The sequence below is a fragment of the Stenotrophomonas sp. STEN021 genome, from assembly GCF_056760175.1.
This window is the reverse complement of sequence record NZ_JBRREH010000107.1, coordinates 1-14,604: the sequence shown is the minus strand read 5'-3', so window position 1 is coordinate 14,604 and position 14,604 is coordinate 1. Positions and strand designations below refer to the sequence as shown.

Annotated in this window: 10 protein-coding genes and 1 pseudogene; 7 read left to right on the top strand and 4 right to left on the bottom strand. The window is 63.7% G+C overall.

Features of this window, described 5'->3' with window-relative positions; all coding sequences use genetic code 11:
- Positions 1 to 173: 173 nt before the first annotated feature.
- The gene (locus ACVOL0_RS18350) at positions 174 to 1,580 is read right to left on the bottom strand and encodes a GntP family permease (protein WP_481550294.1); all 1,407 of its coding nucleotides are present in this window, start codon (positions 1,578 to 1,580) and stop codon (positions 174 to 176) included.
- Between the two features lie 161 nt (positions 1,581 to 1,741).
- Between ACVOL0_RS18350 and ACVOL0_RS18345 the strand changes: the two genes are divergently transcribed.
- Both ACVOL0_RS18345 and ACVOL0_RS18340 read left to right on the top strand, forming a co-directional pair.
- On the top strand, positions 1,742 to 3,982 hold the full coding sequence (locus ACVOL0_RS18345) for a TonB-dependent receptor (protein ID WP_481550293.1): 2,241 nt from the start codon (positions 1,742 to 1,744) through the stop codon (positions 3,980 to 3,982).
- 418 nt (positions 3,983 to 4,400) lie between these two features.
- Positions 4,401 to 7,757: a hybrid sensor histidine kinase/response regulator gene (locus tag ACVOL0_RS18340; RefSeq protein WP_481550292.1), complete on the top strand. Its 3,357-nt coding sequence runs from the start codon at positions 4,401 to 4,403 to the stop codon at positions 7,755 to 7,757.
- Between the two features lie 102 nt (positions 7,758 to 7,859).
- Here ACVOL0_RS18340 and ACVOL0_RS18335 read toward each other — a convergent pair whose 3' ends face one another.
- Positions 7,860 to 8,219, bottom strand: a complete 360-nt coding sequence (locus ACVOL0_RS18335; protein ID WP_481550291.1) for an ArsR/SmtB family transcription factor — start codon at positions 8,217 to 8,219, stop codon at positions 7,860 to 7,862.
- Between the two features lie 78 nt (positions 8,220 to 8,297).
- On the opposite strand from ACVOL0_RS18335, the gene ACVOL0_RS18330 reads away from it, so the two are divergent.
- The 3 genes and pseudogenes from ACVOL0_RS18330 to ACVOL0_RS18320 form a co-directional block, all read left to right on the top strand.
- Positions 8,298 to 9,188: an MBL fold metallo-hydrolase gene (locus tag ACVOL0_RS18330; protein WP_481550290.1), complete on the top strand. Its 891-nt coding sequence runs from the start codon at positions 8,298 to 8,300 to the stop codon at positions 9,186 to 9,188.
- Complete coding sequence (locus ACVOL0_RS18325; RefSeq protein WP_481550289.1) at positions 9,185 to 9,598, top strand: YeeE/YedE family protein; 414 nt, start codon at positions 9,185 to 9,187, stop codon at positions 9,596 to 9,598. The genes ACVOL0_RS18330 and ACVOL0_RS18325 overlap by 4 nt, the downstream gene beginning before the upstream one ends.
- Positions 9,595 to 10,011 (top strand): annotated as a pseudogene (locus ACVOL0_RS18320) (DUF6691 family protein); the annotation flags it as partial. The gene ACVOL0_RS18325 and the pseudogene ACVOL0_RS18320, both read left to right, overlap by 4 nt.
- Before the next feature lie 155 nt (positions 10,012 to 10,166).
- Here the strand turns inward: ACVOL0_RS18320 and ACVOL0_RS18315 are convergent.
- Positions 10,167 to 10,829, bottom strand: coding sequence for a response regulator transcription factor (locus tag ACVOL0_RS18315; protein WP_481550295.1), 663 nt, complete (start codon positions 10,827 to 10,829; stop codon positions 10,167 to 10,169).
- A gap of 111 nt (positions 10,830 to 10,940) precedes the next feature.
- The gene (locus ACVOL0_RS18310; RefSeq protein WP_481550288.1) at positions 10,941 to 11,738 is read right to left on the bottom strand and encodes a 3-hydroxybutyrate dehydrogenase; all 798 of its coding nucleotides are present in this window, start codon (positions 11,736 to 11,738) and stop codon (positions 10,941 to 10,943) included.
- A 112-nt stretch (positions 11,739 to 11,850) separates the two neighbouring features.
- Here ACVOL0_RS18310 and ACVOL0_RS18305 point away from each other — a divergent pair, with 112 nt between their 5' ends.
- Together ACVOL0_RS18305 and ACVOL0_RS18300 are read left to right on the top strand one after the other, a co-directional pair.
- On the top strand, positions 11,851 to 13,683 hold the full coding sequence (locus tag ACVOL0_RS18305) for a 3-hydroxybutyrate oligomer hydrolase family protein (RefSeq protein ID WP_481550287.1): 1,833 nt from the start codon (positions 11,851 to 11,853) through the stop codon (positions 13,681 to 13,683).
- Positions 13,684 to 13,881: 198 nt separating this feature from the next.
- Entirely contained in the window at positions 13,882 to 14,484 is a 603-nt protein-coding gene (locus tag ACVOL0_RS18300) for a HutD/Ves family protein (protein WP_481550286.1), read from the top strand.
- The last annotated feature ends 120 nt before the right edge of the window (positions 14,485 to 14,604 follow it).

The following is a 14,604-nucleotide window of genomic DNA, read 5'->3' as shown; positions in this document are numbered from 1 at the left end:
GCTGGTGGTACTGACGCAATTGGCAGTTGGGCGATCTGATTTTGTATCAGCTTCGCGGCTCACGCCGCTCCCACAAAAGCGGGTCCTTGCGCTGTCTATTTGGCCTGGTTGATTCAGCTGCGAAACCGTATCGCGGTTGACTGCCCCGGTTTCGGGCCAGGGCGAGCCGAGGCTCAAACCAACCCGGTTGCGTAATACACGCCGATGATCGCGAACACAGCCAACGTCTTGATGATGGTGATGGCGAAGATGTCCTTGTAGGACTGGCGGTGGGTGAGGCCGGTGACGGCCAGCACGGTGATCACCGCGCCGTTGTGCGGAAGCGTGTCCATCCCGCCCGAAGCCATCGACGCCACGCGGTGCAGCACTTCCATCGGTATGCCGGCTGCCTGCGCGTTGGCGATGAAGCTGTCGGCCATTGCAGCCAGCGCGATGCTCATGCCACCCGAAGCCGAGCCGGTGATGCCGGCCATGGCGGTGACCGAAACTGCTTCATTGACCAGTGGATTCGGGATCGAACCCAATGCGTTGGCCACCACCAGGAAGCCGGGCAGGGCGGCAATCACCGCGCCGAAGCCATACTCCGAAGCGGTGTTCATCGACGCCAGCATGGCGCCACCGATGGCCGACTTGGTGCCTTCGGCAAACGAGGCAATCACCGGCTTCCAGGCAAAGGCGATGACGCTGAGGATGCCCAGCAGCAATGCGCCCTGCACGGCCCAGATGGCGCCCAGCTTGGACACTTCCTGCACCACCGGTGCCGGGTTGCCGATCACCGCCGGAATGAAGGATTGGGTTTCGCCATAGAAGCCGGGAATCCAGCGGGTCAGGAAGAAGTTGGCCACGCCGACCAGGACCAACGGTGTTATCGCCACCAGCGGATGCGCCAGGTTCTGCCCTTGGAAAGGCTCCGGCTCATTGCGCAGCTCGTCGTTGGCACCGGCATAGCCCTCGCCATTGCGTATTGCGACGCGACGACGCCATTCCAGGTAGCTCATGCCCAAGATCAGGATTACCACGGTGCCGATCACGCCCAGCCACGGCGCCGCCCAGCTGTTGGTGCCGAAGAACGCCGATGGGATGATGTTCTGGATCTGCGGCGTGCCTGGCAACGCGTCCATGGTGAAGGTGAAAGCGCCCAGTGCGATGGTGCCCGGGATCAAACGTTTGGGGATGTTGCTCTGGCGGAACAGCTCGGCAGCGAACGGGTAAACCGCGAATACCACCACGAACAGCGAGACGCCGCCGTAAGTGAGCAGCGCGCAGACCAGCACGATGGATAGCATCGCGCGCTTGGCCCCGACCAGTTTGATGGTGGCGCTGACGATGGACTTGGAGAAGCCCGAGACCTCGATCAGCTTGCCGAACACCGCGCCCAACACGAATACCGGGAAGTACAGCTTGAGGAAGCCAACCATCTTGTCCATGAACAGGCCGGTGAACATCGGCTGCACCAGGCTGGGGTCGGTCAGCAGCACCGCGCCCAGCGCCGCCACCGGCGCGAACAGGATCACGCTATAGCCGCGGTAGGCGACAAACATCAGGAAGCACAGGGCCGCCAATACGATCAGAAACGACATTCACAGCTCCCCGGCCAATACATTGCCGGCGAGTATCAGGACCGAGGACGGTCCGGCCCACTGTACGAAGGGACTATACGCGGCGGGCTAACGCTCCTTTAACGTGCGCTCCATGGCGACATTCGTGTGTCGCAACGTCATACCCGGGAGGAGGGAGACCAATGAAGCGCAAGTATCTGAGTATCGCCATCGGTGGCATTCTGTTGGCACCGGCCGCCTTCGTACAGGCGCAGGAACAGCAGGCTGTGCCGGCCGGCATCAAGGCGACGCAGCTGGACGAAGTGACCGTGACCGCACGTCGCCGCACCGAGTCCATCCAGGACGTGCCGGTGGCCGTCAGCGCCTTCGGCGAGGAGCAGATCAAGGATCTGCAGGCTTCGACCGTGGAAGGCCTGCAGGGCGCCGTGCCGAACATGAACATCGCCCAGGGCCGTGGTTCGGCCAACAGCGTCAACGTCTTCATCCGTGGCATCGGCCAGCCGGATGCGCTGCAGACCTTCGACCCGGGCGTGGGCATGTATGTGGACGACGTCTACTACTCGCGCATCAATGGCGCGCTGTTCTCGCTGTTCGATATCCAGCAGCTGGAAGTGCTGCGCGGCCCGCAGGGCACGCTGTATGGCAAGAACTCCACCGGCGGCGCGATCAAGCTGACCACCAAGAACCCCTTCGACAACGATGGCGGCGCGGTGGAAGTGACCGCTGGTGATTACGGTCGCCTGGAAGGTCGTTTCTACGTCTCTGGCAAGCTGAGCGACACCATTGCCGCAAGCATCGCCGGTGCCAAGATCACCAACGATGGCTACGTCAAGGATGCAGTCACCGGCAAGCGTTACAACGACGACGACACCGAAGCGCTGCGCGCGAAGCTGGCATTCAAGCCGACCGACAATTTCAGCGCCGTACTGTCGCTGGATACCACCAAGCAGGATGCTGCATTGACCCTGGGCCGGCCCATGGCCGACCTGCGCCAGACCAGCCTGGCGCCGGCTGGTGTGATCGTGTTGCAGCCCGGCGAAACCGGCAAGTGGAACCGTCGTGCGCAGACCTCGTTCAAGGATGGCCAGGGCCAGTACCTGAAGCACTCGGGTGCATCGCTGTCGATGAGCTGGGACATCAACGAGCAGTTCACGCTGAAGAGCATCAGCTCCTACCGCAAGCTCAAGACCAAGTCCTACATCGACATCGACGCCTCCGAGTACGAACTGGGCGACGTGCTGGTGGCGCTGGACCAGAACCAGAAGAGCCAGGAATTCCAGCTGCACTACGACAACGGCTCCAACCTGCACGCCACCTTTGGCGCGTACTACATGAAGGAGAATGTGCCGTCCTACCAGGAAGCCTATGCCGATGACCTGTTCTCGTTCCTGGGTGGCAAGGTAGCGTTCCTGCGCACCATCGACGATGACCTGAGCACCACCTCGACCGCAGCATTCGCCCACGTCAACTGGGAGTTCGTGCCGAGCTGGACCGTGGCCGCCGGCGTGCGCTGGACCAAGGACAAGAAGGACTACGATCGTTCCACCAGTACCTTCTGGGGTGCACCGTTCGCCAGCTTGAACGGCACGGTTGCGTTCGATGCCAAGGCGTCGTGGACCGCGGTGACGCCGTCGATCAGCCTGCAGAAGGAATTCAGCGACAACCTGATGGGCTATGTGTCGGCCAACCGTGGCTTCAAGTCCGGTGGCTTCAACGGCCGCGCCAATACCGTGTATGACACCCAGCACGCCAAGTTCGACCCGGAGTACGTGTGGACCTACGAGTTGGGTCTGAAGGGCAGCTCGGCTGATCACCGCCTGCGTGGTACCGCCACCGCGTTCTATAGCAACTACAGTGACTTCCAGGCACGCGTGTCGCAGGACGTCGGCACCTTCCCGGTGTTGAACGCGGCCAAGCTCAATATCAAGGGCATCGAGCTGGAAGGCAGCGCGCTGCTGGGTGAATCCACCACCTTGAGCGCACAGCTGGGCTGGATGGACGCCAAGTACGATAGCTTCGAGGACTTCCGTCTCGATCCGTCCTACGCCGGCTACGATCCGACCGTGAACCACGACCATGTGCCGTTCTCGCCGGACGTGACCGCCCGCGTGGCCCTGCAGCACGTGTTCTCGCTGGGAGACAATGGCAGCCTGACCTTCGGCGGTGATGTGTCGTACCGCAGTGATACCTGGTTGTCGGTCGACAACCGCAAGGTACTGAGCCAGGACGCTTACACCTTGTTGGGCGCTTACGGCGTGTGGGATTCCCCGCAGCTGACCTGGCAGGTACGGGCGGGCGTGCGCAACCTGACCGACAAGCAGTACAAGACCGAAGGCCAGGAGTTCGCCAGCGTTGGCAACATCCAGACCGCGTACTACGGCCTGCCGCGCAACTGGTATGTGTCGGTGCGTTACAACTTCTGATGATGTAGCCGGTGACAGCTGGCTGATTGCAATGCAAGGCAGCCCTCTCCCGCGTTGCGGGGGAGGGCTTTTGCGTTTGTTGTTGGTGCTCTGGTTGTGGCTGCGGCGGCGGTTGCCGGAGCAGGTGCTGCTGCTTTGGCTTTGGCTTTGGCTTTTGGCGTTGGCTGTTGCTGTTGTTTTAAGCCCCTCTCCCGCCTGCGGGAGAGGGGTTGGGGTGAGGGCAGCTTCTGCTTTTGGCTTTCGAGCTCTGGCTTTTGATGAAAAAGCTAAAGAACAAACTCCTGGCGAAGCGCACCCTCACCCCAACCCCTCTCCCGGAGGGGGAGGGGCATCAAGCAAAGGCCTTCAAGCTATGCACTGCTTCATCCTCCGCTCTTAACTCCGTATCCTGCCAAGCAGCTTCCGGGAAACGCATTCCATGTTGAGTCTGGTAACCGTGGCCTTGGCAGGTCTTGCCTGGCTGGCCTTGATGTTCGGCGTGGCCTTGTACGGCGAACGCCGGCCCACCGCGTTTTCCCGCCATTGGCGGCACATCTACGCATTGTCACTGGCCGTGCACTGCACCTCGTGGACCTTCTACGGCACCGTCACCCAGGCTGCGCGGCATGGCTGGCCGCTGCCACCGACCTTCGTCGGCGCGATCCTGTTCTACGCGCTGGCCATTGGCGTGATGATGCGACTGGTGCGATTGGCGCGCGAAACCAATGCAACCTCGCTGGCCGACCTGATTGCCGCGCGGCTGGGTCGCGATGCCTGGTTGGCGGCAACGGTGACCCTGGTGACCGTGCTCGGCTTGATTCCGTATATCGCGCTGCAGTTGAAAGCGGTGGCGATGAGTTTCGGCATGATCACCTCGCGCGCGGTGGAAGCCGGGCAGGATGGCTCCATATGGCAGGACAGCGCCTTGTATGTTGCGCTGGCGATGGCCTTGTTCGCGATGTTGTTTGGTGCGCGACGCGCTGATGCCTCCGAACACAATCGCGGTCTGGTGCTGGCAATGGCGGCCGAATCGGTGTTCAAGCTGGGCGCGATGCTGGCGCTGGGTGTATTCGTATGGTTCGGCCTGAAGGGCCTGCCGACCACACCAGTGATGCCAGTGAGCGCGCCGGAAGGCGGTTTCATCCCGCTGGTGATACTCGGCGGCCTGGCGATGTTCCTGCTGCCGCATCAGTTCCATATCGGCGTGGTGGAATGCCGCGATCCGGCTGATGTGCGCACCGCGCGCTGGTTGTTTCCGTTGTACCTGTTGTTGATCGCGCTGCCGATCCTGCCGCTGGCGCGCGCTGGCACGGCGCTGCTCGGCAATAGCGTGCCTTCGGACATGTATACGCTGGCGCTGCCGTTCTCCGCCGGCCATGAAGGTGTGGCCTTGTTCGCCTTCCTCGGCGGCCTGAGTGCGGCCACCGGCATGGTGGTGGTTAGTACGCTGACCTTGAGTTTGATGATCGGCAACCATTGGTTTGCGCCAGGCCTGGTGCGCAGCGCCTGGGCGCGTGCGGGCGGTGGCGATCATCGCCGCGAGCTGGTGTGGCTGCGCCGCGCCGGTATCTGCGTGATCATGCTGCTGGCCTGGGGCTACAGCCGTTTGATTGGTGGCAGCAATGTGCTGGCCGATATCGGCGCGGTATCGTTCTCGGCCATGGCTACCCTGGTGCCGGTGCTGGCGTTCGCCATCTGGCGCCCGCAGACACCACCACGCGCCGCCATTGCCGGCGTGCTTGCCAGTTTCGCGACCTGGGCGTGGGTACTGCTGCTGCCTTCCCTGCTGGAAAGTGGTGGACGTACGCCGACCTGGTTGTTGCAGGGGCCGTTTGGCTGGCAGTGGCTTGCACCGCAGGGGTTGTTTGGCCTGACGGGCTGGACGCCGCTGGGCCGGGCGGTGGGCGCGAGTCTGTTTGTTGGTAGCGCGGTGACCTTGCTGGCGATGGCCTGGCGGCGCGATACGCCGGACCGCATCAGTCGCAATCTGGATGCCGATACCTTGCGCAATGCCGGACGCCGTTTTCTGCCTGATGAACGTGTGCAGCAGCTGTTGCTTGACGCGCCACGCAGCGGTGCAGTGCCGGCATCAATCGAAGCCAGCGTCGAGCGTGAGTTGTCGGCGGTGCTTGGTGCTGCGTCCGCACGTTTATTGCTGGATGCCGCAAGACGCGAGGGCAATGAGCTGGCGACGGTAGCGGCCATCGTCAGCGAGGCCTCGCAGGATCTGCGCTTCAGTCAGCAGGTGTTGCAGGCCGCGTTGCAGAACATGAGCCAGGGCATCAGCGTGATTGACCGCGAGCAACGCTTGGTGGCGTGGAATCGCCCCTACGCGCGCATGTTCGGTTTCCCGGATGAGTTGTTGCAGGTGGGTAGGCCTATCATGGACCTGACCCGCTGGGCATTGCAGGCAATGCCCGCGCGCGGTGGTGATGAGCGTGCGGTGGACCGTCGCTTGGCCTTCATGCGTGCAGGCACCGCTCACCTGACCGAGCGCGTGTTTCCGGATGGCAGCATCGTCGAGATTCGTGGCAATCCGATGCCGGGTGGCGGCTTTGTGGCGACGTTCACCGACGTCACCGAGTTCCGCCGCAGCGAGCGCGAACTCAAGCGCAGCAACGAGACGCTGGAGCAGCGCGTGGGCGAACGCACCGCCTTGCTGGAATCAGCCAAGCGCGAGGCTGAGCGGGCCAATGACGCCAAGAGTCGCTTTCTTGCCGCGGTGGGCCATGATCTGCTGCAGCCACTGCATGCAGCGCATCTGTTCACCGATACGCTGGCCCAGCAGGTCGAATCGAGCCAGCAGCAACAGGCGGTGGTGCAGATCCGTGGCGCGCTGGATTCAACGACCGACCTGTTGACGGGGCTGTTCGATATGTCGCGGCTGGAAGCCGGTGGTCTGGTGCCGCAACCGCGCGATCTGCCGCTGGCTGAAGTACTGGACCCGTTGGTATCCGAATTCCGCGCGCTGGCAACCGCGCGCGGGCTGGCATTCCACTACATGCCCACCCGCGCATGGGTGAACAGTGATCCGCAGTTGCTGCGGCGGGTGCTGCAGAATTTCCTGGCCAATGCGGTGCGCTACACCAGCCACGGTGGCGTGTTGCTGGGCGTACGGCGTGAGGCCGACCGCCTTCGGGTTGAGGTGCACGACACCGGCCCGGGTATCGCCAAGCAGGAGCAGCAGCGCATATTCGAGGAGTTCCGGCGTGGTGAGGACAGCAGTGGGCAAGGGCTCGGCCTTGGTCTGGCGATTGCTGACCGCATTGCCGGACTGCTGCACGCACCGCTGCGCCTGCGCAGTGAGAAAGGGCGGGGTACTGTCTTCTCGGTGTCATTGCAGCGCGTGACCTCGCCGCAGATAGCGAATGTGCCGCGCTTGCGCAACGCAGCCACCTCGGGTGGCGTGCCGGTGCTGGTGGTGGACAACGATCCGGCTGCATTGAAGGGATTGGCTGGGTTGTTGCGCGGTTGGGGCTATAGCGTGGCCGAGGCCTCGGGCGAGGCACAGGCGGTGGCGGCATTGCAGCAGGCAGCTGCGAGCTTGTGGCTGTTCGACTACAACCTGGACGACGGTGATACCGGCACTGCATTGCAGTTGCGCTTGGGCGAACGCTTTGGCGCAAGACCAACGTTGATACTCAGCGCCGATGACAGCCTGGCAACACGTCGCGAGGTGCTGGAGCAAGGCCTGACCCTGCTACACAAGCCGGTGCGCCCACTGGCACTGAAGTCGATTCTGGATCGACTGTTGGCGGCCGATGCATTGCGGCCGGGAGCAGGGATTGGGGATTAGGAGAACGTGATTGGCCGGAGCCTGTAGCCCGGGTAAGCGCAGCGCAGCCGGAGATTTCCGCAAAGAGCCCCGGCTGGGCTGCGCTTACACGGGCTACAAATCTCAACGGCCAGCGTTCCTGCCAATCCCCAATCCCGAATTTCCAATCCCGGTACCACCGCAATACGCTGCATGCAGGGCCTGCATCACGCCCATCGCCGGGCTTTCCGCCAGCGTGTAGTAAATGGTCTGCGCCTCGCGCCGGGTGCTGACCAAGGCAGCTTCGCGCAGCACTGCCAGGTGCTGTGACAGCGCAGACATCGACAGGCCAACCTGCGCCTGCAATTCACCTACCGAGGCTTCACCTTCCACCAGGCGACACAGCACGCGCAGCCGAGCCGGGTGGGCCAAGGACTTGAGCAGCTGCGCAGCCTGTTCGGCATGCGCCTGCATCTGTTCCATGTTCATGTTTGAAGGGGGCATCGGGGTCGCGACTCGGGCTTGTGCTTTGCAGGGGACTAGTTTAGTTTAGAAATAGCTAAATTAACAGCGAGACCCCCCATGAGCCAGCCGCAGACATCATCAACCTTGGTTGAGCCGTTCTACGACAAGGACACCGGCACCTTCAGCTACGTGGCCTATGACCAGGTCGGCGGCATGGCGGTCATCATTGATCCGGTGCTGGACTACGAGCCCGCGGGTGCGCGCACCAGCACGGCTTCTGCCGACGCGCTGTTGGAGTTCGTGCGTGGCAAATTGTTGACCGTGGCGTGGATACTGGAAACCCATGCGCATGCCGATCACCTCAGTGCTGCCGGCTACCTGGCCGATCAGCTGCAGGCGCCGATCGCCATCGGTCGCGGCATCGTGCAGGTGCAGCAGCACTTCAAGACGGTGTTTGGTCTGGGTGATGAGTTCATTGCCGACGGCAGCCAGTTCGACCGGTTGTTCGATGATGGCGATACCTTCAACGTTGGTGCTTTGAGCGCGCGGGTGATCGCCACGCCCGGACATACCGACGACAGCCTGACCTATGTGATCGGCGATGCCGCGTTTGTCGGCGACACCGTCTTTGCCACCGATACCGGTACCGCGCGTTGCGATTTCCCCGGTGGTGATGCGCATCGCCTGTACGCTTCTATCCAGCGCATCCTGTCGCTGCCTGCCGATACGCGCATCTGTCTGTGCCATGACTATCCGGGCAACCGACGTGAGGCACAGGCGCAGACATCGATTGATGAGCAGCGGCAGAACAACGTGCACCTGAAGGGCGGCACCGACGAGGCGGGGTTCGTGCAGATGCGCCAACAACGTGATGCGACCCTGCCGGTGCCTAGGCTGATCCTGCCCGCGCTGCAGGTGAACATCCGCGGCGGCCGCCTGCCGGAGCCCGATGCCAATGGCGTGCGTTATCTGCGCGTGCCTTTGGATCAGATCGGGAAGGCGCAATGAACAGCTGGATGATGGCCTTGGCGGGCGGTGTGTTGATCGGCATCGCTGCCACTTTGCTGCTGTGGTTGACCGGGCGTATCGCCGGTATCAGCGGCATCCTGGGTGGTGTGTTGATGCCGCGTAGCGGCGAGTTGGCCTGGCGTGCGGCCTTCCTGATTGGTTTGATCGGTGCCGGTGCGGCGTATCTGTGGCTGGTGCCGGGTGCGTATGTGCCGCGACAGGGATTCCCGCCGCTGTTGCTGGTGATCGCCGGGCTGCTGGTGGGCTTCGGCACGCGCATGGGCAATGGTTGTACCAGCGGCCACGGTGTCTGCGGTCTGGGGCGTTTTTCGATGCGTTCGTTCGCTGCCGTTCTCACCTTCATGGCTACCGCGGTAGCGACTACGTACATCGTGAGACATCTGGCATGAGCACTTCACGCATTACCTTGGCTGCATTGGCGTCCGGTGCGCTGTTCGGGCTTGGGCTGGCGGTATCGGGCATGACCGATCCGCAGCGCATCCTGGGTTTTCTGGATGTATTTGGCGACTTCAACCCGGCGTTGCTGTTTGTGCTGGGCGGTGCAGTAATGACGACGATATTGTTGTTTCGGTTTGTGTTGCGGCGGCCAACACCGGTATTGGCCGAGCGTTTCCAGATATCGGATCTGCGCCAGATCGACCGGAAGCTGCTGATCGGCGCGGCGCTGTTCGGCATCGGCTGGGGATTGGCTGGCTATTGCCCGGGCCCGGCACTGGTTGGCTTTGGCGTGTTATCACCGGAGGCGCTGTGGTTTGTGCCGGCGATGGTGGCGGGAATGCTGCTGCACAAAGCGCTAGGTCGGAACACCGGGTTGTTGGAGCGGCGTCAGCCGCGAAGCTGGCATCGGGTCCGATACCGAAATAAATTCAATAAGGAATGGCTGGGATTGGGTTGGCTGAAGCTGGGAGGTCTACCAGCTTCGCGGCTTACGCCGCTCCTACAAGGCTTCGGCTTGGATCACAGCGCCTGCCGCGCCGGGTCACTCAATTCCAGCTCGCGCAATACCACGCTGGCTTGGGTGCGGTTGCGTACGCCCAGCCGCTCGAAGATGGCCGATAGATGCGCCTTGACCGTGCGTTCCTGCACGTCCAGGCGGTCGGCGATCTGTTTGTTGAGCAGGCCTTCGGCAACCAATGCCAGTACCCGGAACTGCTGTGGCGACAGGCTGGCAAGACGCGCGGCCAATTCGCTGTCGTGGCTGGAGGATTGCGCGCGTGATACCGAGGCACGCAACGAGGCAGGCAACCACTGCTCGCAGGCCATGACGCTGCGGATGGCCTCGCGCAGCTCGTTCAAGCCTGAACTCTTGGGCAGGTAACCGGCGGCGCCGTGGTCCAAGGCACGGCGCACCACGCGCGGGTCATCGTTGGCTGAGACCACGATCACCGCCACGCCCGGGTGCTGGGCACGGATCGCCGCCAGCCCAGCCAAGCCGTGGTTGCCCGGCATATGCAGGTCGAGCAGGATCAGGTCGGTATCCGGTGCTGAATCCAGTGCCGCCAGCACGCCATCCAATGATTCGGCTTCGCGCACCAGCAGCTCACTCATGGCCTCACTGGCCGCCTGCCGCAGGGCGGCGCGGAACAGGGGATGGTCGTCGGCGATCAACAGGCTGGGCATGGCGGTACTGACAGGCGGAAAGGAAGCTGCCGCCGGTGTCTGCGCCACCGGCGGCCGGGCCAGTATGCCGTGGTTTTCAGCCATTGCCTGCTTTCCCTGGCAATCCGCCGCTTACTGTGCGGTCCAACCGCCGTCCATCGGCATCGCCGCGCCGGTGAGGTTGTGCGACTCGCGGCGGCACAGCCAGACCACCATCGCGCCGATGTCTTCCGGCAGCGACATGCGCAGGCTCGGCTGCTTTTCTTCCAGCAGGGCGCGGACGCCATCGTCGCGGCTGCCGCCGTTGCGGTGGGCCTGGATCTGCGGCTCGATCAGTGGGGTTTCCACCCAGCCCGGGCAGACACAATTGACGGTGACACCACCGCTTTCACGGTTGCCGGCAGCGGCGTATTCCAATGCCGCTACCTTGCTCAGGCCAACGATGCCGAACTTGCTGGCCACATACGGGGCCTTGTTTTTCGAGGCGACCAGACCATGCACCGAGGCGATATTGACCACCCGGCCGTAGCCGCGCTCAGCCATGCCGGGTAGCGCATGCTGCATGGTGTGGAAGGCGGCGCTGAGGTTGATGGCGATGATGTCGTCCCACTTCTGCGGCGGCTGTTCGGCCAGCGGTGCGGCGTGCTGGATGCCGGCGCAGTTCACCAGGATGTCGATGTTGCCCCAGGCCTGGACGGCTTCGAGCATATGCGCGATCTGGTCGGGCTTGCGCAGGTCGGCATCGAAGTGGCGTGACTCGCTGCCGGCGTCGGTGACGCTCTGCAGCGCTGCCTCGATCTGTTCGGGGCTGCCAAGGCCGTTGATGGCCACGCGCGCGCCGGCGCTGGCCAGGGCCTGGGCGATGGCCAGGCCGATGCCGGAAGTGCTGCCGGTCACCAAAGCGGTGCGGCCTTGCAGGAAGCGGTCCATGGGGGACTCCGATGCTATTGGGGGATGATGGCAACGTAGCAGCCGCCGCGCTAAAAACGTGTGGTACTTAAGTACGATGAGGCGGGTGCCGTCGCTCTGCTAGGGTGCGTCCATGAGCCAATCCCTACTGCGCGCCGCCTGCGGCCTATTTGTCGGACTGAGCCTGGCCTCCTGTGCCAGCGGCCCAGCATCCAAGTCCGTGGAGCCTTCCATGTTCAGCAACGAACTCCGCAGTGAACACCGCGGCAGTGACGACCTGCTCACCGCCGGCCTGGGCCTGGCCGGTTTGCGCAGCATGGCACCGCCGGCCTTTGCCGACGCCAGTGCACCAACCGTCGATGAACTGCGCCGCCGGGCGATGTGGGGGAGCTGGCGTGGCATTGCCGACCTCGCGCCAGGTGGTGGCTACGGCGAGCTGTTCGGTAGCCTGCAGAGCGTGCCCGGCCGCGAGTACTCAGCGTTCGCGCGCCTGCCCGATGCCAAGCAGCCGCATCGCGTGCTGGCGCAGATTCCGGACAACTTCGACACCGCCAAACGCTGCGTGCTGGTAGCGCCAGCGTCGGGCTCGCGTGGCATCTATGGCGCAGTGTCGGTTGCGGCGGCATGGGGCCTGCCCAAGGGCTGTGCCGTGGTCTATACCGACAAGGGTGCCGGTAGTGATTACTACGACCTCAACGCGCAGATCGGCGTGCGTGCCAACGGCACGGTTGGTGCATTGGGCGAAGTGAACGATCTGGCCTTCGTGCCGGATGCAGCGATCAATGCATCGGGCGTGGCATTCAAGCATGCGCACTCCAAGGACAACCCCGAGGCGGACTGGGGCCGGCATGTAAAACAGGCGGCCGAGTTCGCGTTGCTGGCGTTGGCCGAAGCCTATCCGCAGGCTGCACCTTTCACCTTTGAAAACACCCGCATCATCGCCGTCGGCATTTCCAATGGTGGTGGCGCGGTGTTGCGTGCGGCCGAGCTGGAAGGCGATTGGCTGGACGCCGTGGTAGCGGGTGAGCCCAGCATCTACTCCAGTGGCCCGGGTGCACGTGCGCTGTACGATTACAGCACCGAAGCTGCGCTGTTGATGCCGTGCGCGCAGCTGCACATGAGCAACCTGCCGCAGCCGCCGCTGACGGCCGCACTGCAGGCCGGTGCGGCAGTGCGTTGCACGACGCTGGCGGCCGAAGGCGTGATCAGCGGCGCGACCCCGGCCGCGCAGGCCAAGTCGGCTTACGAGCTGATGTTGAGCAAAGGCTGGACCAACCAGTCACTGCGCGCTGGTGCCTTGTCCACGGGCTTTGACCTGTGGCGCGCGATTGCCGCGACCTATGCTTCGGCATATGGCCGCTATGGCGTCGGTGAGCACCCCTGTGGCTTCAACTTTGCCGCACAGAATCCGGATTTCTCGCCGCGCGCCGCGACTGCGGTCGAGCGCGCAGCATGGATATCCGATGGCAGCGGCATTCCGCCGGGCGCAGGCGTTGGCCTGCTCGACAGCAAGGTCGCCTTGCCGGACCTGACCTACGCCGGTCTGAAGTGCCTGCGCGGTCTGTGGGACGGGCAGAGTGATGATGCCAAGCGTGTGCAGGCGGGTATCCAGGCAACCCACGCCGGCTTGCCGCGCAAGGGCCTGCCGGTGATGGTGGTGCACGGTGCTGACGACGGTCTGATTCCGCCGGCTTTCAGCAGCGCGCCGTATGCGGCTGCAGCGAAGGCTGCCGGACGCGAGGTGAGCTATTGGAAGGTGCAGAACGTGCAGCACTTCGATGGTTTCCTCGGTCTGCCGGATTACGGCTCGCGTTACCTACCGCTGTTGCCGTATGTCTATGAGGCGCTGGATCGGGTGCAGGCACGCCTGGACAAGGGCACGGCCTTGCCGGCCGATGCGGTGATTGCGACCACGCCACGGGCGGGCAAGCCGCTGACGGCGGAGAACCTGGCGATGCCGAAGTAAAAGCTTCTACTCCCTCCCTTTTGCGTAGCAAAGGGGAGGGTTGGGGAGGGGTTGCTTTGAGCCCCCTCCATTTGCCGAAGGCAAGGGGAGGGCTGGGGAGGGGTTGTTGTTGCTCTGCACTGTTGGTTCTGTGGCTTCGCGGCTCACGCCGCTCCTACAAAAGCCCGATCAAAAGCCGGGTAATGGCATCATTGCCCGATGCATACACTGAACTCTCCTTCCCGCGTCATCCCCTCCGCCCTCTACCAGCGCGAGCGCTGGCGCAATGGTCTGGGCTGGACGCGCGAGATCCTGCGTCTGCCGGAGCAGGGCGATTGGCAGCTGCGCCTGTCCATCGCCGAGATCGAGCAGGATGCGGCGTTCTCCGCATTTCCCGGCATCGAACGTGAGCTGGTGTTGCTGCAGGGCGAAGGCCTGCGCCTGCGCTTTGCCGATGGCCGTTGCGAAACCCTGCTGCCACCGTATCATCGCCTGCGCTTTGCTGGCGAAGCGGAACTGGTAGGCGAATTGGTCGACGGTGTGACCCAGGACTTCAACCTGATGTGGCGGCGAGATGCCTTGCAGGCTGAGTTGCTGCATCGGCCGTTGGTCGGGCCCATGTTGTTCTTTACGGAACCGCAGGCGGCTTGGGCCATCCATCTATTGGCCGGACAGGCCGAATTTGAAGGCGGCGTGCTGCCGGCGATGTCGGCGGGCGATACCGCCTGGTTGGGGGCGGGTGAGCGGCAGCGTTACACGCTCAGTGGCGGTGGTGAGCTGCTGGCGATAAAGGTGGCCCCGGCTGTTGCAGGAGCGGCGTGAGCTGAACCAACAGCGCAAGGCTTCACCTGTAGTGGGGGGGGGGGGGGGGGGGGGGGGGGGGGCGGGCGGCGCCCAGCCGACGCCGGGGGAGGGGGCGGGGGGTGGTGGGAGGTGGTGGGG